General features: G+C 72.6%; 19 protein-coding genes. 1 reads left to right on the plus strand and 18 read right to left on the minus strand.

Annotation, left to right across the window (positions count from 1 at the left end; translation table 11 throughout):
• Positions 1 to 2508, plus strand: a 2508-nt coding sequence (locus tag BMW75_RS15705) for a YadA family autotransporter adhesin (RefSeq protein ID WP_175493179.1), incomplete at its 5' end; no start/stop codon positions are given.
• Between the two features lie 210 nt (positions 2509 to 2718).
• Here BMW75_RS15705 and BMW75_RS15710 read toward each other — a convergent pair.
• From BMW75_RS15710 to BMW75_RS15795, 18 genes are read right to left on the minus strand one after another with little or no spacing between them, the layout of a single operon-like run.
• A complete protein-coding gene (locus tag BMW75_RS15710) occupies positions 2719 to 5844 on the minus strand; it encodes a DUF6519 domain-containing protein (protein WP_092580615.1) in 3126 nt (1041 codons plus the stop codon).
• 25 nt (positions 5845 to 5869) lie between these two features.
• Entirely contained in the window at positions 5870 to 7972 is a 2103-nt protein-coding gene (locus tag BMW75_RS15715) for a phage tail protein (RefSeq protein WP_092580617.1), read from the minus strand.
• Positions 7969 to 11094, minus strand: coding sequence for a putative baseplate assembly protein (locus BMW75_RS15720; RefSeq protein WP_092580619.1), 3126 nt, complete (start codon positions 11092 to 11094; stop codon positions 7969 to 7971). The genes BMW75_RS15715 and BMW75_RS15720 overlap by 4 nt, the downstream gene beginning before the upstream one ends.
• A complete protein-coding gene (locus BMW75_RS15725) occupies positions 11091 to 13547 on the minus strand; it encodes a putative baseplate assembly protein (protein WP_092580621.1) in 2457 nt (818 codons plus the stop codon). Before BMW75_RS15725 ends, BMW75_RS15720 begins: the two co-directional genes overlap by 4 nt.
• The gene (locus BMW75_RS15730) at positions 13544 to 13906 is read right to left on the minus strand and encodes a GPW/gp25 family protein (protein WP_092580623.1); all 363 of its coding nucleotides are present in this window, start codon (positions 13904 to 13906) and stop codon (positions 13544 to 13546) included. The genes BMW75_RS15725 and BMW75_RS15730 overlap by 4 nt, the downstream gene beginning before the upstream one ends.
• Before the next feature lie 11 nt (positions 13907 to 13917).
• Positions 13918 to 14241: a hypothetical protein gene (locus BMW75_RS15735; RefSeq protein WP_076516463.1), complete on the minus strand. Its 324-nt coding sequence runs from the start codon at positions 14239 to 14241 to the stop codon at positions 13918 to 13920.
• Positions 14242 to 14253: 12 nt separating this feature from the next.
• Complete coding sequence (locus BMW75_RS15740) at positions 14254 to 14769, minus strand: phage baseplate assembly protein V (RefSeq protein WP_076516462.1); 516 nt, start codon at positions 14767 to 14769, stop codon at positions 14254 to 14256.
• Positions 14766 to 15893, minus strand: coding sequence for a hypothetical protein (locus BMW75_RS15745; protein WP_092580625.1), 1128 nt, complete (start codon positions 15891 to 15893; stop codon positions 14766 to 14768). Before BMW75_RS15745 ends, BMW75_RS15740 begins: the two co-directional genes overlap by 4 nt.
• The gene (locus BMW75_RS15750) at positions 15886 to 16215 is read right to left on the minus strand and encodes a hypothetical protein (protein ID WP_092580627.1); all 330 of its coding nucleotides are present in this window, start codon (positions 16213 to 16215) and stop codon (positions 15886 to 15888) included. The genes BMW75_RS15745 and BMW75_RS15750 overlap by 8 nt, the downstream gene beginning before the upstream one ends.
• Entirely contained in the window at positions 16212 to 16865 is a 654-nt protein-coding gene (locus BMW75_RS15755) for a CIS tube protein (RefSeq protein ID WP_092580629.1), read from the minus strand. The genes BMW75_RS15750 and BMW75_RS15755 overlap by 4 nt, the downstream gene beginning before the upstream one ends.
• Positions 16862 to 17131 carry a hypothetical protein gene (locus tag BMW75_RS15760; RefSeq protein WP_076516454.1) on the minus strand — a complete coding sequence of 90 codons (270 nt, stop codon included), beginning with the start codon at positions 17129 to 17131 and terminating at the stop codon, positions 16862 to 16864. Before BMW75_RS15760 ends, BMW75_RS15755 begins: the two co-directional genes overlap by 4 nt.
• An 8-nt stretch (positions 17132 to 17139) precedes the next feature.
• Positions 17140 to 18303 carry an eCIS core domain-containing protein gene (locus tag BMW75_RS15765; RefSeq protein ID WP_175493180.1) on the minus strand — a complete coding sequence of 388 codons (1164 nt, stop codon included), beginning with the start codon at positions 18301 to 18303 and terminating at the stop codon, positions 17140 to 17142.
• Between the two features lie 8 nt (positions 18304 to 18311).
• The gene (locus tag BMW75_RS15770) at positions 18312 to 18569 is read right to left on the minus strand and encodes a hypothetical protein (RefSeq protein ID WP_139208543.1); all 258 of its coding nucleotides are present in this window, start codon (positions 18567 to 18569) and stop codon (positions 18312 to 18314) included.
• Positions 18566 to 20509: an AAA family ATPase gene (locus BMW75_RS15775; RefSeq protein WP_092580633.1), complete on the minus strand. Its 1944-nt coding sequence runs from the start codon at positions 20507 to 20509 to the stop codon at positions 18566 to 18568. Before BMW75_RS15775 ends, BMW75_RS15770 begins: the two co-directional genes overlap by 4 nt.
• Positions 20506 to 21798, minus strand: coding sequence for a Pvc16 family protein (locus BMW75_RS15780; protein ID WP_092580635.1), 1293 nt, complete (start codon positions 21796 to 21798; stop codon positions 20506 to 20508). Before BMW75_RS15780 ends, BMW75_RS15775 begins: the two co-directional genes overlap by 4 nt.
• Positions 21795 to 22634: a hypothetical protein gene (locus tag BMW75_RS15785; RefSeq protein WP_092580637.1), complete on the minus strand. Its 840-nt coding sequence runs from the start codon at positions 22632 to 22634 to the stop codon at positions 21795 to 21797. Before BMW75_RS15785 ends, BMW75_RS15780 begins: the two co-directional genes overlap by 4 nt.
• Positions 22631 to 23356, minus strand: coding sequence for a hypothetical protein (locus BMW75_RS15790; RefSeq protein WP_092580639.1), 726 nt, complete (start codon positions 23354 to 23356; stop codon positions 22631 to 22633). Before BMW75_RS15790 ends, BMW75_RS15785 begins: the two co-directional genes overlap by 4 nt.
• Before the next feature lie 12 nt (positions 23357 to 23368).
• Entirely contained in the window at positions 23369 to 23893 is a 525-nt protein-coding gene (locus tag BMW75_RS15795; protein WP_076516440.1) for a phage tail protein, read from the minus strand.
• Between the last annotated feature and the right edge of the window lie 70 nt (positions 23894 to 23963).

A 23963-nucleotide genomic window follows, 5' to 3' on the forward strand; every position in this document is an offset into this window, starting at 1 on the left:
TCGCTGGTGGACTTTGCCGGCACGGCCGGCGCGCGCAAGCTGACGGGCGTCGCCGCCGGCACGCTGGATGCGGCCAGCGTGGATGCGGTCAACGGCTCGCAGCTTTATTCCACGAATCAGAGCGTCTTGGCCAACACGTCGGCCATCACCGGCCTGGATACCCGCGTGACGTCCAATACCACGTCCATTACCAACCTCGATGGCCGCGTGACGTCGAACACCTCGTCGATCACGGCGCTGGACACCCGCCTCACGCAGTCCGCGGGCGACATCACCAACCTGACGCAGGCGCTGAACAACGGCGAAGCGGGCCTGGTGCGCCAGGATCCCGTGTCCAAGAACATCGAGGTCGCGAACGAGCTGTTCGGCACCGTGGTGGACCTGTCCGGCAAGGAAGGCGCGCGCAGGCTGACCGGCGTAACCGCCGGCACGGTGCATGCGACCAGCCTGGATGCCGTCAATGGCGCGCAGTTGTACACGACGAACCAGAACGTCGCCGCCAACGCGTCGGCGATCACCGGCCTTGATACCCGCGTGACGCAGTCGGCCGGCGACATCACCAACCTGACGCAGGCGCTGAACAACGGCGAATCGGGCCTGGTGCGCCAGGATGCCGTGTCCAAGACCATCACCGTCGCCAAGGACCTGGACGGCTCGCTGGTCGACATGACCGGCACGGCCGGTGCGCGCAAGCTGACGGGCGTCGCCGCCGGCACGCTGGACGCGGCCAGCGTGGATGCAGTCAACGGCGCGCAGCTGTACTCCACCAACCAGAACGTCGCCGCCAACACGTCGGCCATCACCGGCCTGGATACCCGCGTAACAACCAACACCACCTCCATCACCAGCCTCGATGGCCGCGTGACGTCGAACACCTCGTCCATCACGGCGCTGGATACCCGCGTGACCCAAAACGCGGGCGACATCACCAACCTGACCCAGGCGCTGAACAACGGCGAATCCGGCCTGGTGCGCCAGGATGCCGTGTCCAAGACCATCACGGTCGCCAAGGACCTGGACGGCACGCTGGTCGACGTGACCGGCACGGCCGGCGCGCGCAAGCTGACGGGCGTCGCCGCCGGCACGCTGGACGCCACCAGCCTGGACGCCGTCAACGGATCCCAACTCTACGCCACCAACCAGAACGTGCTGGCCAACACCACGGCGCTGAACACACTGGATGGGCTGGTCGCGCAGAACACCACCAACCTGAACAACCTCACGGCCAGCATCACCAGCGGCGAGCTGGGCCTGGTCAAACAAGACGCGACGACGCGCGCGTTGACCGTCGGCAAGGACCAGGACGGCAATCTGGTCGACATCACCGGCACGGCCGGCGCGCGCCAGTTGAACGGCGTGGCCGACGGCGTGGTCGCGGCGGGTAGCCTGCATGCCGTCAACGGCGGACAGCTCTACCGCGTGAGCGACTCGGTCGCCAGCGCGATGGGCGGCGGCGCCTTCGTCAATGCCGATGGTTCGATCGCCGCGCCGTCGTATAGCGTGGGCGGCACGGTGTACCGCTCGGTCGGCGCCGCCATGACCGGCCTGGACAACCGGGTGACCCAGATGCAGACGACGGTGGACAGCGTCACGGCGCAGATCACCAGCGGCCAGATGGGGATGGTCAAGGAAGATGCCACGAGCGGAACCATTTCCGTCGCTTCCGACAAGGGCGGCACCACGATCGACATGGCGGGCACGGAAGGCGCCCGCAAGGTGACCGGCGTGGCCAACGGCGTCATCTCGGCCGATAGCACCGACGCCGTGAACGGCAGCCAGATCTACGCCCTGACGGAGAAGGTGGGTGAAATGAGCGCCGCCAGTGCTTACGTCAAGGCCGACGGCGCCAGCGACGGCAGCGATGCGGCGGTGGCGGGCGCGGGCACCAAGGCCGTGGCGATCGGCTCCAACGCCTCGGCGTCGGCGGCCAACAGCGTGGCGCTGGGCGCCGGTTCGGTGGCCGACCGCGCGAACTCGGTGTCCGTGGGCGCCAAGGGCGCCGAGCGGCAGGTGACCAACGTGGCGGCCGGCACGAAGAAGACCGACGCCGTGAACGTGGGCCAACTGGATCCGGTGGTGGCCAGCCTGGGCGGCGGCGCGCGCATCGATGCCGCCACCGGCGCGGTGACCGGCCCGTCGTATCAGGTGGACGGCCAGACCTACAACACGGTGGGCGATGCGCTGGGTTCGCTGGACAGCGGCGTGCAGCAAAATCGCGAAGGCCTGAACCGCCTGGACAGCCGCCTGGACCAGACCAACAAGGCGCTGGACAACGTGGCGCGCAATGCCTACTCCGGCATTGCCGCCACCACGGCGCTGACCATGATTCCCGATGTGGACCCGGGCAAGCGGTTTGCGTTGGGCATGGGCGCCTCCACCTATCGCGGTTATCAGGCCGTGGCACTGGGTGCGTCGGCGCGCGTGAACGACCGCATCAAGCTGAAGGCGGGCGTGGGTATTGCCTCGGGCGGCGCCACCGCCGGCATCGGCGCCTCGATGCAGTGGTAGGGCGCTAGCGCCAGACAGATCGGCGCCTCGATGCAGTGGTAAGGCGCTAACGCCAGACAGATCGGCGCGTCGATGCAGTGGTAAGGCGCTAGCGCCAGACAGGACAGGCGCCCGCGACAGCCGAACGCCCTTGCCGTTCCATTCTTTGCGATGGGCGGCAAGGGCGTTTGCTTTTGGGCAGTCCGCCGCGACGCCGCGCCTAGCGTCCGATCACACCGTCACGACGTTCAGCCCGCCATTCGCCAGGCTTTCCGGGTTGGCGCCCGACACGAACAGGCGGAAGTCGTTGTGCGCGAAGTTGCCGATGATCTTGGCCTGCGTGGCGATGACCGCGCCGGCGTCGCCGTTGGTGAGCAGGTTGTTGCCGGTGACGGCCGCGTCGAACGCCGGGAAGTGGCTGTAGGCTTCCAGCGCATTGTCCGCCGCGCGCAGGCAGCGCCACGCGGCGAACTCGCCGCCGGTCTGGATGATGGTCAGCATGGCGCGGGCCGCTTCGGCGCCCAGCCGCATGCTGGACAGTTGATTGCTCTGCAGCGTCAGCGTGCCTTCGCCTTGCGGCACCATCTTGCCGGTGCGGATGCCGCCGCCCAGCAGTTTGAGCTGGTCTACCGTCAGTTCGGGAAAGTCGCCCGATTCCGCAAAGAGCGCGATGCCGCCGCGCAGGCGGTTGTCGCGCAGCGTGGTATCGGCGTCGTTGTCCACCAGCGCGAGCGCGCAGGACAGCGGATCGGCCAGCAGGGCGGCCGCCAGCGCGGCGATGGCGGGGCGCAGGCGGCTGGCCGCCGGCGCTTCCCGGCTCAGGTGGGTGGCCAGGACCGTCAGCGCGGACTGGACGCGCGGGTTCATCGTCAGGGCATTGCCGGCGGTGCTGGCGCGCAGCAGGGCGGCGATTTCGGTTGTCATGGCCTTGCGCGCGTCGCTGGGCTGGCGCGCCAGCGCCTGGGCCGCGCGATCGTCGTCATCGTCCAGCACCGACTCCGGCGCCAGCGCCGCCTTCAATGCCGCCAGCGTGGGCGCGCGGGTGAACAGGAAGTCGTGGCGTTCCGCGGTGCCGCGGCCCGCGGCGACGAGGCGGCAGGTGTCGATGTGCACGCGGCGGCTGCCTTCGACGCGCACCAGGCTTGCGCCCGGGCCCGCCGGACCGACGCAGTCGACGCGCGAGAGCCGCAGCTCGGCGCACCCGCTGAAGGCGATGGCGCTGGGCTGGCCGCGCCGGGCGATGGCCAGGTCGGCGAGGGCGACGCTGGCAAAGCCGTCCAGGCCGAACGCGCGCTCGTCCAGCATCAGGCGGCTGGCCGGCCCGCAGCCGTGCACGAGGAGGCGCACGCGCGGCCCCTTGACGATGAGATCGTCCTCCAGCTTGTGTTCGCCCGGCGTGAGGCACAGGCAGATGTCGAGCCGGTCCTGTCCGATCAGCGTGCGCAGCGCGCGGTCCAGCGTGGGGAAGTCGCCCGCCGGGCCGACGGTCAGGCAGCAGCCGCCGCCATGCGTGCGCCGGCACAGGGCGTCCAGCGCGGCCTGCACCGTATAGGCCTCCTCGGCCAGGAGGTCCGCGCAGCCGGCCGGGTCGTAGGCGACCTCGGCGGCGAGGGCGAGCGACGCGGTGTAGCGCAGCGGCAGATAGCGGTCGGGCGCGGGCTGGCCGGCGAGCAGGAGCTGGGCCGTGGCGCGCTGCACGGGGCGCGCGGGGTCGCAGGCCAGCGACCAGGAGATGGCCGCGACGCCATCCGGGCCGGTCTGCACGTCCTGTGTCGCGGTGCCGTTGGGCAGGCGGCCCGCGTCCACGGTGAAGCGCACCACCGCGCCGGCGACGGGGCGGCTGCCATTTGCCACGCCTGCGCGCAGGTCGGACGGCAGCGTCACCACGTCGGGCGTCATGGCGGGATTGGGTTTGACGCTCTGCCCGTCGCCGCCCGCGTAGTACAGCTGCGTGAGTTCGGTCAGTGCCGGAAACAGCGGGCGGCAGTCGCTGACCGCCGTCCAGGCGCCGCCCTGCCAGCGCAGCAGGGCCAGCCGCGCGTAGGCGCGCAGGATGCCCGCGGGGGGGCTGAAGGCGGGTTTGCCGTCTGGCGCCTGCGGCCATTCGATGGACGCCGTGGCCGTGCGGGCGGGAATCAGCCAATAGTCGCCGACGCGCAGGCGGCCCGGGGAAAACTTGAGCTCGATGCCGTCCTGGTCCAATTCGACCCAACCGGCGTTCGGACTGCCGATGGGCGCGGGCGTGATCTCGGCCACGCCGTCCCAGCGGCGCACGCGCGGATTGGCCGGAAAGCGCGCCGCGTCCAGCGCATGGCCGATCACGCTGGCCGGGTCGATCGTCACCGTGTTGCCGTCGGTGCGCACGACCTGCGCCAATGGCCCGGGCTGCCCCAGCAATTCATGCGTGTCGTCCAGGAACTCGACCCAGCAGCCCGCGGCGATGGCAAGCACGTCGTCGCGGCCGATGCTGGCCACCTCGAACTCGTTGGCCACGGGATCGTCCAGCCAGCGCACGACGCGCGACAGAATGCTGCCGTTCTCGCGCGACCACTTGTAGCGGGCCTTGCCGGCGCCCGCGCCGTCCTGGTGGATCTCGATGCGGTACAGATGGTTTTCCAGCAGGCGGTAGCCCGCGTCGGGCGGAAGTTGGCAGGGGGTCTTGGGCGGCACGCTGGCTTCGGCGCGCGCGGCCATGCGTGCATCGGGCGCGGCCGTCAGCGCATCCCACGCGGGCAGCGCCGACAGGCAGGTGAGGGCGGCGTCGGGGGCGCCCACCTGCATCAGCTTGACCTGCCAAATCGTCTTTTCGCGGGTCGCGGTGTCGGGGCCGCCCAGCGCGACCTCGCGCATGCTGGTGTCGCCCGGCGGCAGGTCGAGCGTGCAGAGGTGGCGCTGCCACGTTTCCAGGTAGGCCAGATACATGCCCTCGGGCGGCGGGGCGGTCTGCCCGCCCGCGCCGAAGACCACGATGCCGTCGATGTCGGCGGGCGTGAGTCCTGGCGGCGGCAGCGGCAAGGCGGAGGCGCCGGCCGGCAGCACGGGCGACGCGGTCGGCGGCATGTCGGGCTGCTTGGCGACGGTGGCGGCTTGCGGGTTCTCGCAGAGCAGGCCGTCGACATACAGGCGGCCGGCCGACAGCGACAGGTCCTTGCCCGCGGGCGCCAACGCGAAGCCCGGCGCTTCCAGCGGCACGCCCACGGCGCCGACGGTGTCCGCGGTTTCGGTTTCGATGCGGCGGTTCAGGATGTCCTGCTGCTCGTTCCAGTCCGCGTCCATCTGCACGCGGCCCTGCTGCATGCGCACGGCCCGGTAGCGGCGGACGGCGTCGAAAGTGAGGCGGCTGAGATCGGCTTTCATGGTGTTGTTCCCGAAGACAGGGGGCTCAGTTCACGGGGATCAATCCCGCTTCGAGTCCGAAGCGCAGATACTCGTCCAGCGCCTGCCGCAGGTTGGCCTCGCGCTGTTCTTGCAGCAGGAAATTCCAGGCGCCCATCTCGGCGCCGTTGTCCGCGCCGGCGCGGATCTCGGCCGCGCAACTGCGCGCCAGCTGGCCATAGGCGGGCGAGCCGAAGCGCGTGGAGGTGAAGGACGGCGCGACGCGCGCCGCCGCGCGCCTGGCGGCCGCGGCGCCCAGGTCCTGCATGACGAGGTCCGGCTGGCAGCGGTAGCGGCGCGGCGTGACCGACGGCAGGGGAACGTGGCAGTAGCGCACGCAGCCTTCCTGGCGGCGGTTGATGGAGACCGGCGCGCCGAACAGGGTGTTTGAGGCGTCGAGCCGTCCGGCGGCCACGCGCCCGAACAGCGTGCTGGCCAGGATGCGCAGGGCGCTGTCGTCCACATCCACTGCGGCCGCGGCGCTGCCTTGCGCGTCGATCAGGCAGGCGTCGATTTCCACGGAGGCGAGCGGCGTGGCGCTGCGCACCGGGCCGCAGAGGCAGCGGGTCAGGGCGAGATCCAGTTCGGGCGCGGCGCCGGTGTGACGCAGGCCGCCCCGCGCCGGCACCAGCGTGCAGTGGCGCAGCCCGACCGACCGCAACGCGCCGTCCAGCCGCAGGCGGCCGTCCAGCAACAGGCCGTCGAGCAGCAGGCGGGTGCTGGCGTTGCCGCGCAGCCGCCAGTCGCCCTGGAACACGGGCCGGCGCAGCGGCGCGGCCTCGATCGCCAGGAACGTATCGGGCAGGACCAGGTCGGGCGCGATGGCTTCGGTGGCGTCTTGATCCACCACGATGCGCACGCGCTGGCCCGCCTGCACAGCCGCCAGCGCCGCGCCCAGGGTCGGCGTGGCGGCCGACGGCACGCGCAGCTGGATGTCGAAGGGCTCGGCGGGCGGCGCGTCCGGCAGGTCTTCTGCCGGCGCGCTCCGGTCGTACGGGCCGGCGCCGATGTCGCCGGGAAAACCGTACGCATAACGCACCTGCACCGACTGCGCGGAAACGCCCGGCGGCAGCGCGAGACGGCCGCGGCGCGGGTCCAGGCCCACCAGCACGCCGCCCGTGTCGGGAAAGCTGCGGTCGGGGCGGCCGGGCTTGCGGGCCCGGACCAGCAAGGCCGCATCGGGCCGACGCCATTCCTCGGGCACGACGCCGGGGATGGGCGCGAGGTCGCAGATCACCAGGTGTTCGGCGGGCACGGGCTGGCCGTCCAGCCAGACCTGCACGACCGGGCCAGGGCCGCCGTCGGCGAACCAGCCTTGCGGCGGAGCGTCGCCGTCGGTAAGCGCCTGGCGGCGCGCCTCCAGTTCGGCATGCAGGTCGCGCCAGGACAGGGGTTCGGGCACGTTGATCGGCTCGGCCAGATGATCGATGTCGGTCTCGGTGCGCGGACGGTTGAAGAGCGCCGCATCCCCGCCCAGCGGATCGAAAGTGTAGAAGCCGTCGAGCGTCGTGGCGCGGGCGGCGTCGCCCCGCTGCACGGTGTACGACTGCAGCCGCCACAGGAACAGGGCGACGTTGGGCAGGTTGTAGCGTCCGGCGGGCAGCGCGCGTACGTCCGCGGTGTGCAGCTCGGCGCCGAACGGGCCGTCGACGCGCTCCATCGCGCGCGACTGGCGCAGGTCCGGCGTGCGCAGCGCGTGCGGCCGCGGGTGGTTGACGTGCTGCGTGGTGGCGACCCGTTCAAAGCACTCCGAGACGCGGCTGCGCCAGCCGGTGGCGTCGGCGGCAAGCTCCTCCAGCACCAGGGCCGTGCCCTTGCGGCGGCGCAGCCGCAGCGTGTTGGCCACCAGCGCGCGGGGCGAGAATGCCGCGCCGACCGGATACAGCGCGCGCACGCCCAGCAGGTCGCCCAGGTAAGGCACCACCCAGTCGTCGCAGGTTTCGATGAACCAGTTGTCGTAGAGCCGGTCCACGTCCGCATCGAGCAACGCGCCCTGGCGCGCCAGCACGTCCAGCAGCGCGCGCAGCGGCCCGCCGGCGGCCGCGTCCCGTTCGCGGTAGAAGGCCGGCAGCAGGGCCATCAGGGCATCGGCATCGAGTCGGGTGTTCATGTGCGCTCCGTCAGCAGGATGCCGGCCGGATCCGGGCGCAGCAGCTCCGCGGGCCGCAGGCTGCCCTGTTGCCAGCGCGCCGTGCTGGCGGGAAGGGTGGCGTCGGGTCCGGCGCTGCGCCGCGCCGCGCTCCCGTCCAGGCCCTCGGCGAGCACCAGCGCGTCCAGGTCGACCCACTGCACGCCGTCCACGCCCTGCAACACGGCCAGCACTTCCCCGCCATGCACCGGCTGGCCGAAGGCGCGCGCGGCAAAGCCGAACGCCTGCAGCACGCGGTCGCGGGCCGCGGCCAGCACCCGCGGCGCCTCGTACCGGGGATCGATGCCCAGCCCCGCCCGCACCCCGAAATCCAGGTAGCGGCAAGGCGCGACCCGCAAGGGCTGGTAGGGCGGACGCGCCGCGTCGATGGCCGCGAGCAGGTTGCGGTACAGCGCCCCGGCCGGGTCCAGCGCCGCGCCGTCCTCGCCGGCGACGGTCAGGTGCACGAGCCGCGTTTCGCCGTCCCACAGCCACATTGCCTGCGCCTTGCCGATGCCGGTGAACGCGGCGGCAAAATCCTCGAAGTCGCGCAGCGAGACGATGCGGTCCAGCGTGCGCACGCGCAGTGGGGCGTTGCGGCGCGCGGCGTCGCCGGCCTCGGGATCGACGCCGCCGCTCGCCGCCTGCGGGTTGGTCACGGCCTTCACGCCGGGCGCGCGCGTGAGCAGCACGCTGAGCTGGCCGGGCGCGACGTTGCCGTCGCGGCCCAGGCCGACTCGGTAGCGCGCCTCTACGTTGCCCGACCCGGACGGCAGGCGCGCGCCGTGCAGGCCGTCGCCAAACTGCACCGTCGCGCCGCCGCTGTCGTCCAGCCGCAGGAGATACGCGCGGTCGCCGGGCGCCAACGCCGTGATGCGCGGCGCTTCGTTCCACAGCAGGCCGTCCACGCGGACCTCCAGGCTGCTCGCCGCGCCGCTGGCGGTGGGCGCGGGCACGAAGGTCAGGGGCGCCTGTTGCAGGGTGAAGCGCTGGAACGCCCGGTTGCCGGCGCCGCTGCCCAGCACCTCGGGCTGGATGCGCATCTGCCGGCTGTCGCCGTGGCTGGCGGGCGCGACGTTGGCGTTGATGCGCACCGTGGCGGGCAGATAGGCGTGCGCCAGGTCGGCGTCCAGCAGCAGCGCCGTGCGGCCGCCCGCGCTGTCGTTGCGCTGGATGCGCACGATGTCGCTGGCCTCGGCCAGCGTGACGGCGGCGCGCGCGCCATCCTCGAACTCCAGTTCCGCGCTGGCGCGGTCGCGCGCCACGCGCACGCCGGCCAGCGGATCGCCGCGCAGCAGCCGCTCGCGGGGCGCGACGTTGGCCGCGTCGGCCTCGTCCAGGACCAGACCCGACACCGCCAGCACGCGGCCCTCGGGCAGGTCGGGCTCGTACGCGGCCAGCGTGAGCGCATGGCCTTGCGTCAGTCCGGAGGCGGGCCGCTGGCCCCAGTCCAGCGGTTCGGATTCGCCATAGGCGGTGGTCTCGCGCAGGGCGTCGTTGAACTGCTCCCGCACGCGCTCGCCGCGCAGGGTGAGCCGGGTGGTGGGGCCGGCCAGCGCGAAACCGGTGCGCGCGTCGGGCGTCGCGTCGGCGATGCGGTAGAGCTCTTCGTAATTGGGCATGGAGAGCACGGCCCAGCCGCCCGCGACCCATTTCGGATGGCTGGCGTCCAGGTGGACGCCATGCACGTCGGCGGGGTAGAGGCTGGCCGCCGGGATGGTCTGGCGCGCGAGGCCGGGCCCGGACCAGGCCAGCGCGATCGTGGCGTCGCCGCCGGCCTCGTAGTATTCGAGGCGGATGTCGTGCTTGCGTCCGGCGGTCAGGCGCGCGCTGGCGCTGTGCTCGGTGGGCGACTGCTCGCGCCACTGGTCGACCAGCAGGTCTCCGTCCAGCCAGAGCCGCACGCCGTCATCGGCCGTGACGTGGAAGGTGTAGCTGCCGCTGGCCGGCGCGCGCACCCAGCCGGTCCAGCGCACGCAGAAATTGTCGGTGGGCACGCCGTCGCCGGGCCCGCCCGCCGCCCAATGGAAATCGACCTGCGCATCGGTGCGGGTCATGATCCGTTCGCTGAACGTGCGGCCCCGGTAGTACTCGCCATACAGGCCGGCGCCGGGACCGCTGCCGCCCGGCGGGTCGGACACGTCGGCCAGGGTGAAGCCCGGCCACTGCGGGAACTGGCTGAACGACGGCTTGGCGTCGTCGGCCATGCCCAGGTAGGCCGCGCGCAGCGTGGCGGGCATGGCGCGCCAATCGGGCGCGTTGTAGCCGAACAGCCGGGCCTGCGCGCGCAGCGCGTGGCAGCGGGCGTTGCGCCGCGCGGGCTGCACGTGCGGCTGCGCGCTGCCCAGGCCCCGTTCCAGCGAGATCAGGGTGTAGGCCGGCGCGCCGTCTTCGCCCGGTCCGGGCACGAACTCGCGCACCTGCGTCACGCGCCGGAAATCCCAGTTCTCGTTGCCCGGGTCGCGCGCCCGCTCGTCGCCCACGATCAGCACCGCGTCGCCGGGCTTCAGGCGCGTGGCGGCGCCCGCCAGGCACAGCGTGCGCGCGCCGAAGCGGGGCGGCGTTGGCTCCAGCCACGCCAGTGCCAGCGCATTCCAGGCCGCGCGGGCTTCGACGGCCGCCAGGGTTTCGAAGGTCTGGGCCTGTTCGTCCTGCGCGGGCACGCTTTGCGTGCGCGTCCAGGGCTCGACGCGCGCGCGCGGCGGCGCGCCGGGCGCGGTCTCCAGCGTGAATGCGAGCCACGTCGTGGCGGCCACGCCGGGCCGCAGTTCGTAGCCGATGGCGCGCGCCAGCGACTGCACCGACCGGCGCTCGGTCGCGGTGCGCAGATAGCCTTCGTTGCCGATGCGTTCCTGGTAGAACGCCAGCACGTCCAGGACGGCGGCCCAGGCGTCGAACAAGGCCATCACGGGATCGTCGCGGTCGCGCGTGGTCAGGGCCGCCAGATCCGGCGCGCGCGCCAGGTCCGCGGTCAGGCTGGCCAGGAATCGCCCGTGGGTGCCGATGCGCAGCCGCAGCGCGGGCTGGCCAGGCGGATTGGCCAGCGCGGCCGGCGTGAGGGCGGGCTGGCCCGCGCAGCAGCCACAGTCGGCGGGTGCGGTCATGATCCGCCCTCCACGAGGAAGTCGATGCGGCCGTTCTCGGGAAAATTCGGATCGCCGTCGGCGCGCAGCACTTCGAGCGGCGCGGCCAGGATGCGGCCGGTGTCCAGCTCGCCGGCGGGCTCGCGGCCCCAGCGCTGGAAGCGCTCCGCGCGCGCGGAAGCCACGCCCGGCACGGCCATGACCGCACTCATCAACGCCGACAGCGCCAGCGGCGTGCCGAAGGTGTAGCGGTCCGGATGAAAAAAGCCCGGCCTGCCCGCGCGGTCCAGCCCGGACGTGAAGACATCGCGCAGCGCCGCCTTGACGTCCGAGGCGAAGTGGCCGGGCGCGGCGCAGACGCGCAGCAGGATGTCGAGCGGCACGTGGACGGGATCGGAGAATTCCAGGTCCTGCCCGGCAAGGCGGAAGCGTTCCATGAAGGCCCGCATGGCCGTCCGGAAAGGCGCATCCACGGCCGCGCCGCCGCGCCGGTCCACGGTCAGGAAGACGGTGTGCCAGCTACCCGTCCAGCGCAGCCGGGCCGCTGCGCGCTGGACCTGCGGATGGCGCTCGGCAAGCCGCGCATAGTCGTCGGCGGTGACCGCGCGCTCCTGCACGCGAAAGGCCTCGGGCGCGTTGAGCCGGATCGCGTCGGCGGGCTCCGGCGCCGCCCCGCCCTGCGCGGGCAGGGGATTGCGCACCCGCGCGACGCCCAGCATCAGGCCGGGATCGTCGGTGACCAGCGCCCCGATGGCGTCCGCGCCCACGTTGCCGCCGGGGCCGCCGCCCAGCCGGTAACGCGCCAGCAGGCGCTCGCCGGGCACGGGCGCGGCGCCGTAGCGGTTGTCGCCAAAGCGCAGCCACGCGGCGCCGTCGGTTTCCATTTCCACGACGAACTCGCGCGCATCGCGCGCGCTGGACAGCAGGCTGCGTTGCGGCGACCAGGGCTGGCTGGCCGGGGCGGGCGCGTCGCCGGGCTGATTGGTGTCATCCGCCTGCAGCGTCATGCCGCTGGGCAAAGCGCGGCGCGGGTCCTGCGCCAGCGCCGCGCCGGCGGGCAGCGCGGCGGACACGGCGAGGTCATGCCGGTAGGGCTCGGCGCAGGCCAGGCCCGTGTCAGGCAGGCGGGGGCGGTAGGGCCGCGCGGCGAATGCGTCGCGCGCCGTCGCGGCGTCCGGCTGCAAGGGCGTCCAGTCGCGCCGCATGCCGTGGTCGGCCAGCACGACATTGCCGCGGGCCACGGACACCGCGCGCTTGACCAGCGCGCCGCCCTCGTCGAACTCCTGGCTGACGCACAAGGGGAAAGGCAGCGCGTCGTCGGGGTGCCACGCGACCAGCAGCAGGTCGGTGCCGGTCAGGTCGTCGCGGCCGGCGCGCGTCTCGGTCAGGCGCACGGCATGCCGGTGCGCGCGGTCCGCGTCGGCCGTGCGCCCGGTCAGCGGGTCCAGCACTTCCTCGAACACCAGCACGTCGCCGCGCGCCAGCGCCAGCGGCGGATCGTTCACCAGCGCGGCCTGCGTCTGACCCCGGGGCAGGCAGTACGCGGGATCGGCGAAGTCATGCAGCAGGATGCGGCCGTGGGCGGCGTGCAGCGTCAGGTCGTGCAGCGTCTCGAAGACCTCCACGCCGGCTGCCGGCAGCGCGTCCAGCGCATCGCGGCGGCGCACGGGCGCGCTCAGCGCGGCCTCGGGGGTACTGGTCAGCAGCGGCGTGCCGGCGGGCACGACCTTGCCGTCGCCCTGCGCGTTGGCCTCGACGGCGACGAAGACGCGCGCGTTGCAGCCGTCGTGCAGGGGATAGTCCAGCAGCCGCGCGTGGCGGCGCAGCGAGGTCCGGCGGCGCGCGGTGTCCAGGTATGCCTCGGTGGCGACGGCATCCTGCGCATAGGAAAGATGATCGGCCGCGTAGGCCAGGGTTTCCACGAGCGCCACGGTGAAATCCGCGGGGCTGCGCTCGGTGAAGTCGGGCATGCTCTGCGACAGCCGGTCCAGCATCAGCCGCCGGAAGCTGTCGTAGTCCTTGGCCAGGTAATCCAGCAACGGCTCGGGGGGCGCGGCCGGATCGCAGGCATGGGTATCGGCGCAGTCGAACTCCGACGGACAGCCCGCCTTGAAGTTGATCTCGATGGTGGACAGGCACAGGTCGAACCCCGGCGCGGGCGCGTCCGGATCGGCCGGATTGACCAGCGCCAGCGTGTACCACGAGAAATCGCCCGCCTTGTCCACGGTCAGCCGGATCTCGTTGCCCGACAGCACCGGGTCCGCCGCCAGCGCGATGCCGCGGATGCGCGCGCCGCCTTCGATGCGCACGTGGGCGCGGCCGATGCCCGCCACCGGATGCGCGCACACCACGCGCAGCGTGCGCTGGTCGGCCGCGTCGATCTCGACGAAGGCGATGCCGTTGTCGCCGGGCGGCTGCTGGGCGCGCAGCAATTGCAGCCGGCGCGGATGGGCGCTGCGGAACTGGCGGTTCATGGCAGATCCCGCGTAAAGCGCGCCAGCCGCCGCTGCTGGCCCTGGCGCAGGACGTATTGCACGTCGACCTGCAGGGTGGCGTCGCGGTGCGAGACGTCCACGGACTCCACGGCGATGCGTTCGCCCAGCCACTGTTGCAGCGCGCCCTGCACGCTCATCTGCACCGCGGCGGCCAGCGTGTCGCTGTTGGGCGCGAACACCAGCTGCAGCAGGCCGCAGCCGAAGTCCGGCCGGTTGACGCGCTCGCCGGGCACCGTGAAAAGCACCTGCTCGATCATGTCGCGCACGTGCGTGGCGTCGTCCGCGACGCGGCTGCGGCCTCGTGCGTCGGGTTCGAATGGAAAGCGCAGGATGGCCATGGCGCGGCGCCTCACATGCCCACGACGCGCGCCTGCGCCTGCAGGGCCAGCATGGGCGTGCCGGTGGGCATGCAGATCGACGACCCGGCCTGCAGCGCGGCGGGCAGCCCGCCGATCAGCACGCGCGTGGCGCCGCTCAGCCACATGCCGGTGACGCAGGGTCCATTGCCCGAGGGCGGCGGCGGGAACGCGCAGCCGGCGATCGAATACGACGACAGGATGACCACGGCGGGCTGGCCCGAGAGCAGCACGCGCGGGTTCGGCGACAGGGGAATCGCCTGGCCGCCGTGCGAGCACTGCACGGTGGCGCCAAGATGCAGCAAGGGTCCGGGCATGGCTGGGTCTCCTCAGGTCACCGTCAGGGCGCCCTGGTTGATGTTGACGGCCGGCCCCGCCAGCATCACCGTCGCGCCCTGTCCGTTGGACAAGGTGATGCCGACGTCGCTGATCGAGATCATCGCGCCCGTCTTGGTCTTGAGCAGGATGCCGCCCGTGGGGCCGGGCAGGTCGGAAATCATCAGGGTGTTCTGCCCGCCGGTCTGCAGCACGATGCTGGGCGACACCGGCAGGCCCGCCAGCGCCAGCGCGGGCACTTCGGCCGCCGAGCCCCAGAAGCCGCCGACCCAGATGGGGTAGTCGGGCTTGCCCTGTTCGAACTCGACCCACACGCCCGCGCCGACCTGCGGCAGCACGAACACGCCGCTCTGCTGGCCCGCGAACGGCACGCAGGGCATGGCCCAGCTCGACACGCCCAGGCCGAGCACGTCGGGCACCTGCACCTGGATGCGGCCCATCTGCATGGGATCGATGTTGCCGATCACCACGCCGCGGAATTTGCCGTAGTGGCGGAGGGGTTCTGTCATGGGGGCACCAGGGGCAGGGTCGAGATCAGGCCATTGCGGGCCAGCGAGAACTGCTGCGTGAATTCGCCCGCCTTCAGCGTGCTGTCCACGCGCTTGACGTAGTACAGGCCATCGAAGGCCAGTCCCGCGCCGCGCACGCCCACCAACTGGCGCGACTTGAGCACATGGCCGTAGCGCAGCACGTTGAGCGAGCCGTCGGCGGTCACCGCGTCGGCGGTGGTGCCGGCGGCCATGGCCAGCCCCTTGCCCAGCGCGGCCGCGGGCGACAGCTTGGCGGTGTCCTTCAGCAGCGTCAGTCCCTTGGCCAGCGGCGGCAAGAGGCCCAGCGGCGGGCTGGTCAGGCTGACATCGGGCACGGGCAGCGGGATCGGAAACTTGGTCAGCGGGTTCTGGATGAAGATGACGGGCAGCGCGGCGTCCGACTGGTTCACCGAAAACGACAGCGACTCCACATTGCTGTGCACGTCCATGCCCAGGCTGAGCGCGGGCTGCACCGGCCCCAGGCGGATCTCGGGCCCCCAGTACGCCACGTTGGCCCCGGGCAGGGGGCCGGGTTCGACGTAGAACACGTGGCCGACCTCCGCGGCGAGCTGGCGCACGTAGGCCAGGTCCGTGCCTTCATGCAGGGGAATGCGTTCGACGGGGATCGGCACGTCGGTGAAGGGCGACGGCACGATCAGCGGCAGCATCCCGTACAGCGCGTAGCGGCCGACGATGGCGGCGACGCGCGCGGGCGGCGGCATGGCCGGGTAGGGCAGGCCGCTCATGTCCTGCTTGTCCATCGCCACCGTCAGGTCCTCGCCGGTGACGGTCAGGCGCGATTGGCCGGGCGCGTTGCCGTCCGTGATCTCCTGGCGCGTGACCAGCCCGTCCATCAGCACGATAGGCAGCCCGTTCAGCGTGGCGATCAGGATGACGCGCAGCCACGGCACCTGGCCGCCGGCGATCACCAGCAGCGTGTGCAGCGGCGAGCGGTTGCTGACCGCGAAGGTGAGCTGAAAGCCGCCGGGGCCGTCCGCCGACGAGGACACCTCGGCGCTTTCCAGGCTGTCCATCAGCGGGCGGGGAGCGGGAACCGGCAGCCCGGGCCCCACCAGCAGCGTCAGGTGCACGCCGTTAAGCATCGCCGCCTCCGAAGGGCGCGCCCAGCGAGGCCGGCAGCGTCACGCGCAGGCTGCGTCCGGGCGCTTCCAGCGCGGCCGGGCGCGGCGCGTCGTTGCCGTCGGCCAGACGCCAGAATTGCAGCGGGTCGCCCAGCGCGGCAGCGGCCAGGCGGTCCAGTCGGTCGCCGGGCGCCACGGCCAGTTCGCCGACCGGGGTGAGCGTGGACGGATCGGGCAGGAAGCGGCGGCGCAGGAAGACCCGCGGCTGGCCGTCGGGGCCGGGCATCTCGGCCGTGGCCACGCCGTGATAGCGGCTGTTGGCGGGAAAGCGCTGCACGCTCATGGCAGGGACTCCAGGCCGACCGACCCCAGATCGCCCAGGCCGGCCATCGCGGCCAGCCGTTCCTTGCGCTGCTGGTACACCAGGTACAGATGGCCGCCCTTGTCGCCAAAGCCCAGGTCGCCCACATGCAGCACGCGCAGGCCCAGCGACACCTTGGCGCGGATGGGATTGAGCCGCGCGTCGAAGGCCTCTTCGGTGATCGAAAAATCCGTCACGCGCACAGGCACGACGCGCTCGCGGCTCCAGACGAACAGGCACAGCGGCGCGACGGTGGGGGCGATCTCCAGCGTGCCCAGGTTGGCGATCTGGTTGTTGCGGATGAGCGCCGCGCTGTCCGGGTAGACGATGGTCTCCAGCGCGGCGAGTTGGGCGTGGATGCCGGTGTCGCGGGCCTGGGGGTGGTCGTCGGGGAACTCGAGCTGGTCGGTGGCGTCCAGCTCGGCGTCCAGCCGGATCGTCTCGGCGGGCGGGCCCTTGAGCCGCAGCGGCTCGCCCGCCGCGCCGCCGTCGTCCACGCTCTGGGGCTGCAGCGAGCGGGTCAGCGTCTCGGGGTTGTACTGCAGCGATACGACGCGCTGCACGGCCCCGCTGGCCGGATCGATCAGGATGATGCCGCCGCGCAGGAGGCGGGGCGCAAGCGGCCCGCTCATGGATAGGCCTGCGGTTCGGCGGCGTTGCGCACCGCGGTGATGCGCTGCGCGCCCACCAGCGATTCGGGCCAGTGGCGCGCGGCGCTGAAAAGTTCGGGGCGGTAGTCGAATTCCAGGACATAGCGCGACGCCGGCATCCGCGCCACGCAGTCCAGTTCCACCGCGCGCAGCTTGCCGGGCGGCTCGTCGACCAGGGTGACGTCGGCGTAGCGCGTCTGGCACAGGTCCAGCACCTCGCCTACGGTCTTGCCTATCCAGTCTTCCATGTCGGCTCCTAAATCAGGCTCATGTTCTTGGGGACGGCGCTGGCTGCATCCGGCCGGCAGGCGCGGTAGAAGCAGATGCCGCAGCCGTCGATGGAGGCGCGCACCGCGGACTCGACCTTGGCCTGGAACGTGCCGGTGGCCGCGGCGAACGCGTCGTTCCAGCGTGTTTTGAAATCGACGTTGCGCTTGCGGCAGTCGTACACGGCCTCGTAGTCCTGGATGTTCAGCGCATAGTTGCAACTGCCGGCGCCCACGTATTTCACCCAGCCCTGATTGCCGGCCATGAAGTTGGCCACGTCGCCGCCCGAGAACGCCACGCCCAGCCTGGACTTTTCGGACTTGCTGTAGGGATGGGTGTGAAAGGTGCCCAGGGTGTAGTCGCCCTTCTGCTCGGCCGGCAGCGTGATGCTGCCGCCGCCGCCCGAGCCGGTGCGGATGACGCGCTTGCCGTCCTTGTCGGACACGATGCGTCCGCCATGTTCGGTCACCGTGTCGCCGCCGTGTCCGGACTTGGACCAGGCGTCGTTGATGGCGTCGAACACGTCGTTCGGCATGGTGTGCGTCGCCGGGCATTTGCGCGCCTCGGCTTCGGCCACGCGCAGGTCGCCCATGCCGGCGCGCTGCACGGTCTGCGCCAGGCCGGGCGCGGGCAGGGGTTGGCCGAGGCGGTGCGCGGCGCGGTCGGCCTCGGCCTCCTGCGGCGAGTGCGCCGGGCCCAGTTCCAGCGGCAACCCCGGCTGGTAGCGCGCCTGCTGCTGGACCACGTGCGCCAGTTCGTGCGCGAGCAGGGCGCGTCCCGCCGGGGTGCCCGGCGCATAGCGGCCGGCGCCGAAGGCCACATGCGGCCCGACGGTGTAGGCCTGCGCCTGCAGCGCGCGCGCCGACGCGGCCGCCTGCGAATCCGCGTGGATGCGCACGCGGCTGAAATCATGGCCATAGCGTTGCTCGAATTCCGCCCGGTCGGCCGCCGCCATCGGCGCGCCGGGGCTGCGCAGCACGTCTTCCACCTGGCCGGGGACCGTCGCGCTTTCCCGCGCCGCGCCGCCCGTGCGCCGCGAGGCGGCGCACGACGACTTGCCGCCGCAGCCGCAAGCGCAGCGGCGCTGCACCAGGCGCGAGCGCGGCGACGCGGTGTCGGGCCGCGGCGCAAACAAGGACGCCGACGTTCTCATGGCCGCATTCAATGCTTGAGGTGGAAGGTGTCGGCGATGGCGCGGCCGGCCTGCGCGCCGGTTTGCGCCGGCTGCGCGCCTTGCGCCACGGTCTGCAGCCGCTGCGGTTCGGCGCCGGCCGCCGCGACGTCGGCCGGCGCGCCGCCGTTCTGCGCGGCGCGCCGGACCAGTTCGTGCACCAGCGCGGCCACGAAGGCGTTGCGCTGGGCGGCGTCGTGGCTCGGCAGGCTGAGGGCGCGGATATGCAAATGGATTGCGGATTTCATGGCCATCCTCTCGTTTCGGCGTCGGCCAGGGGCCGTTCGCGTTTGGCGGCTTCGGCGTGCGCGGCTTGCAGCACGTGAGCCATGGTGACTTCGGTGCCGGCGTCGGCGGCCAGGAAGGCTGCGTTCAGCGCGACGTTGCGGATGCTGCCGCCCGTCAGGTTCAGGCGCGCCAGTTGGCGCGGATCCAGGCCGCGGGTCGGCGTGGCGGCCGGGAACACCCCGCGCCAGATGCGGGCGCGCAGTTCCTGGTCGGGAAACGGAAACTGCACGACGAAGCGCAGCCGCCGCAGGAAGGCGTTGTCCAGATTGGATTTCAGATTGGTCGTCAGCACGGCCAGGCCGCGATACGACTCCATGCGCTGCAGCAGATAGCTGATCTCGATGTTGGCGTAGCGGTCATGGCTGTCCTTGACCTCCGACCGCTTGCCGAAGAGCGCGTCGGCTTCGTCGAACAGCAGGATCGCGCCGCCGTCTTCCGCGGCGTCGAACAGGCGGCGCAGGTTCTTCTCGGTTTCGCCGATGTACTTGCTGACCACCGCCGACAGGTCGATGCGGTACAGGTCCAGGCCGGTCTCGCGCGCCAGGGCCTCGGCGGCCAGGGTCTTGCCCGTGCCGCTCTCGCCCGTGAACAGGGTGGCCAGGCCCAGCCCGCGCGACTGCGCGGCCGCGAAGCCCCAATCCTGGTGGACGCGGTGGCGCTGGCGCAGATGCGCCGCGATCTGGCGCAGGACGGCAAGCTGCGGGTCGGGCAGCACCAGATCGTCCCAGCCGGCCGCGGGCGTCAGGCGCAGGGCCAGGCCGTCTAGCCGGCGGCGGCTGGCCTGCGCGCTGCCCTGCCACAGCACGGCGTGCGGATCCGCGCCGGGATCGCGCAGCGCGGGCGCCAGCGCGGCGGCGGTGAGCTGCAAGGTGCGCGCGTCCAGGCCGAACTGGCTGGCCGCCTGGTCCAGGGCCTCGCCGGCGCGAGCGGCCGCTTCGGGCCCCAGCGCCTGCCGCCACAGGATGCGCCGGTCGGCCTCTTGCGGCCGGGACACCGCATGGTGGCGCGACGCCGCGCGCAGCGTGACCGGTTCGCGCACGCCCAGCAGGCACAGGCCGCCCGCCTGTTCGACCAGATGCCGCGCCGCGGGCGTGAGGCCCTGCGAGGCGTCGACGTACAGGGCGGCGCCCAGCAGCACCGCCTCGCGCTGCCAGCGCGTCAGCAGCGCGTCGCGGTCGGCGGCGTCGGCCGGGATGTCTTCGGCTCGCAGCGCCAGGCAGGCGAGCCCGGCGGCGCGCGCGGCGCGGGCGGCCACGTCTTCCTGCGCGCCGGGGTCGTCGCCCTCGAGCACAAAGACGGGCAGGGGGGCGTCATGGGCGGCGGCGATCTGTCCGGCAATCTGCTGCGTGGTCGCCTCGTGCGCGGGCGCGGCAAAGGGCAGCGGCATCGCGGGGCGCAGCAGCGCGCGCAGTTGCGCGTCCGGTTCGTTCAGGCCGGCCAGGAAGTGCAGCACGCGTTCGTCGATGCGCAGGCGCGCCGTGCTCAGGTCCGCCGCATCGTCCACGTCCAGCAGCCGCCAGCGGCGCAGCGGGCGCTGCGGCGACAGCGCGCTCCAGTGCGCGCCGTCGAGCGTGGCCAAGGCCAGCGCAAAACTGGCATGGCGCAGGCCGCCGCCGCGGCCCTGCGCCTGGGCGCAGCAGTCGGCCAGCGCCGCGTCCATTTCGACGCCGGCGCACAGCAAGAGGAGGTCGCGCTCGAATGCCGACAGGCCGAAGGCCGTGGTCAATTGGTCGATGGCCGCGTCGCCGTCCAGCGCGGCGCGGGCCTGCACGCGCTGTTGCGCGCCGTGGCGCGCCGGGCGGCTGCCGGGCTTGCTCAGCCTTGCGCGCAGCCGCGCGAATTCGGCGGCCAGCAATTGCTGGTTGGCGTCGGTCCAGTCCAGGGGCGCGCGCGCATTCATGGCAGCTCGATCTGGCGGTTCAGGTAACGCACGGGGACCGCCTCGCGGTCCACCAGCGGGCTCTCGATGCCGTCCACGCGCAGGCGTACGAGCAGCCGCGTGCCCGCGGGCGGCGCGTCGCGCCATTCGAAGACCAGTTGGCTCGCGGGCGCGGCCGCGGGTTCGGCGGGCAGGACGCGGTCGTCCAGCAGCAGGCTGGCCGATTGGCCGGGCAGCAACGGCGGCGCGATGCCCAGTTCGATGCGCACCGTGCCCGCGTTGCGCGTCACGGAGGCGGGCGGCAGCACGGGTTCGGGCGCCAGCACCAGCGCCAGCTGGTTGCTGTCGCGCCGCAGGCCGGTGTCGGCCGCCTGCACCGAGGCATGCAGGCGGTACACGCCGACGGGAAGGTCCGCGGGCATGGTCAGGCGCAGCCACGCGTCCGTGCCGGCGTCGACCGGCACGCTGCGCTCGGCCTGCAGCGTGGCGTGGCGCAGGGACACGACGCGCGCCAGGCCGTCCAGGTGGTGTCCGAGCAGCGTCACGGTGCCGCTCGGCACCGCCACCGGCTGCTTGCCCGAAGGCTGCACGGACAGCAGGGTGGGCAGCGGCGGCGTCAGGCCGGGGAACACGGTCACGCCACGGTCGCGCGGGGTGCCGGGGATGGCTTCGCCGCGTGTCAGCACGGGCAGCGCGCCGCGCGCCGGCCGCCGCGATTCGATCAGCACGACCGACACCTGGAAGGCGGCGGTCGGCCGATAGTGCGCGTGCAGCGCGGCCCACAGGCGCGACATCTCTTCGGCGCCCAGCGCCGACGGCGTGATCTTCAGGAGTTCGATCTGGCTGGCCAGGTCGGCGCCGCGCAGGCTCTGGTAGACCGTGGGCAGGATGGCGCCGTCGACCACATCCGGGTCCAGCGCGCGGCGCACGGCCTCGCGCGGCAGCACGGGCGATTCGTGCAGCAGCTGCAGCGCGTAGCCCAGCAGCACCTCGGCCTGCAGTTCGGCGCGGCCGTAGGCGGTGAGCAGGTAGTGCAGGTCCAGCGCCAGCGGCGGATGGGCGATGCGTTCGCCCGCCGCATCGCGCGAAGGCAGCGCGGCATTGCGCCACGCGGCGTTGGGGGTGACCTGGTGCAGGAAGAGATTGAGCTGTGGGTCTTCCTGGTTGTCCAGCGACACCGCGTCCGGCGCCACCGCCGACACCTTGACGCCCGCGCCCAGCGCATCGGTAACGGCGTGGTCGATCATGCCCGAGTCGAGCAGGTCCTTGAGAACGGCGGTGACCGCCGCGATCGCCAGCGCGTTGCTCATGGCAGCCCCGTTCGCCGGGCGGCGAGGTAGGCGCGCAGGGAAAGCGCCGCGGATCGCGCGGGCGGCGCGGCACGCGGGACCGGGGCGGGCGGGGCGACCTCCAGGCGGTCGATGGTGATGTGCACGTCGGGCGCAGGGGCGTGTTGCGGCGCGTGGCGCGGGGCGAGGGCGGTGAGGGTGCGTGCGTCGATGGCGCCTTGCCGCGATGCGGCGTCGTCTTGGACGGCCGGGGGGGCGGGGGGGCCGGGTTTGTCCGAGGCGCCCGGTTCGCCCGGTTCGCGTTCGGCGCGGCCTGCGCGCGTGGGCGCCATCCCCGGTGCCCACGCCGGTGCCTGCGCATCCAACGGCATCGCGGCGGTCAATCCGGCCCGCGCGTCGTCTCCCGTCCTGGACCCAGAGTTGCCCGAAATGCCGCGAGGCGGCGAGTCCGCGCGGTGCGCAGGCGGCAAGCCGTCGCTGCCGTTCCACCGTGCCACGAGCGGCGGCGGCATGTCCGCGTCGGCGCTTGCGGGCGGCATGGACCGGCTGCGGGGCGTATCGATACCCGCGATCCCGGCGTGTTGAGCCGGCGCCGCGAGCCCCGGTCCCGCCGCCGGCCCGCGCAGGAAAGCCGCTTGCGCTGCCCTGCCGGCCGCGCTGTCGCTTGCGCTGACGTCCCAGGCCGGCGCGAACGCGGCGGTCTCCCCGCCCGCCGCCGCCCGCCCCGGCATGCCGGGGGCCGCGGCCTCGCCAGGCACGGCGCCATGCAGCGCCGCCGACTGCGGCGTGGGCGCGCCGCGCAGCCGGGGCGCGAGGCCCAGGCTGCGGTTGGCAAGCTGGCGCAGGAATCCGGTCATGGCATCGCTTCCCGGTCCACCAGTTCCAGATAGGCGGCGCGTCGCGCCGGGCCCAGCGCCAGCACCTGCGGCTCGCTCCAGCCGTAGGCGCGCGCGAGGCGGTGCACGTCCAGCAGCAGGCCGCGCGCGCACAGGCTGATGTCGTCCCACAGGCAGGCATCGGCGTCCAGCGCCACCGTCCAGGCCCGCGCGCAATCGGCGCAGCGCAGCGACAGTTCGATGTTGGCCGCCGGATCCAGCGCTTCCATGCGCGCCTCGATGTCGTCCAGCGCCGCGCCCCGCGGCAGGGCCGCATCGTCGGGCGCGTCCAGCCGGCAGGCCCGCAACAGCGCGGCGAGGGCCGCGCCGCTGTCGGCCGCCATGGCGGCGCGCGCCTGGTCGCGGCTGCTGGGCAGGCGCCAGGCGGCGCCGTGCGCATCGAACATGGGCTCGGCCGACGCGCGCTCGGGCGGCGCGGGCAGCGCGTCCAGCAGCGCCGCCAGGTCCACGTCGAACGCCATCGCAGCCCCGCAATCGGGGCAATCGGCGCAGGCCACCAGCCGCGGTCCGAAGGTCGCGCCGCGCAGGCGCAGCAGCGACAGCGTGCGCCATCCCACCGGCCGCGACGCGATGTCCACCCCCGGCATCGCCACGGCCAGCGCGCGCAGGCCGCGGTCTATCGGATGGCAGTCACGGCCCGCTTCCCACAGCGCAAGAATTTGCGTATCGATCAGGGCGTGCATGGCTGCGCTCCATCAGGCCGGCTCGACAAAACTCGGTTCGGACGGTTCGGCGACTTCGTAGTCGCGTTCCCATCCTTCGTTTTCCAGCTTGATGGTCTGGATCGCGACGGCGTTGGCGTTCGCGTCCAGGTCGGGAATGGCCTGGTATTCGGATACCCAGCAGCGGAACACTTTGTAGGCCAGCACGAGCTGACCGGCCTCGTTGTAGACCTCGATGATGATGTCCTTGCGGAAGTCCTTCAGCGATGCCTCGCTGCCCAGCCCCGATCCGAAGTTCCACACCTTGTTGGTCCACTGCTCGAATTCGCGGTCGTGCGTGACGCCGCGCTCCAGCGTGACGGCCTCGTACTTGTTGCGCCCGGGCGATTTGCGGGCGCTGGAGGGGTCGCCCCCTTCGCGGTGCTCGACCACTTCGGTGCTGCGCTTGAGCGCCGACACCTTGCTGACGCCGGCCACATAGCGGCCATCCCACTTCACCCGGAATTTGAAGTTCTTGTACGGGTCGAAGCGCTGCGGATTGACGGTGAACTGCGCCATGGCGATCTCCTGGAAACCGTGGTCGGCGCCTGCCGCGCGGCCGCAAGCGGCGCGCAGGCGGGCGCCGGGC

It is taken from the genome of Achromobacter sp. NFACC18-2 (assembly GCF_900108985.1).
In the GTDB taxonomy this organism is placed as follows: domain Bacteria; phylum Pseudomonadota; class Gammaproteobacteria; order Burkholderiales; family Burkholderiaceae_B; genus Achromobacter.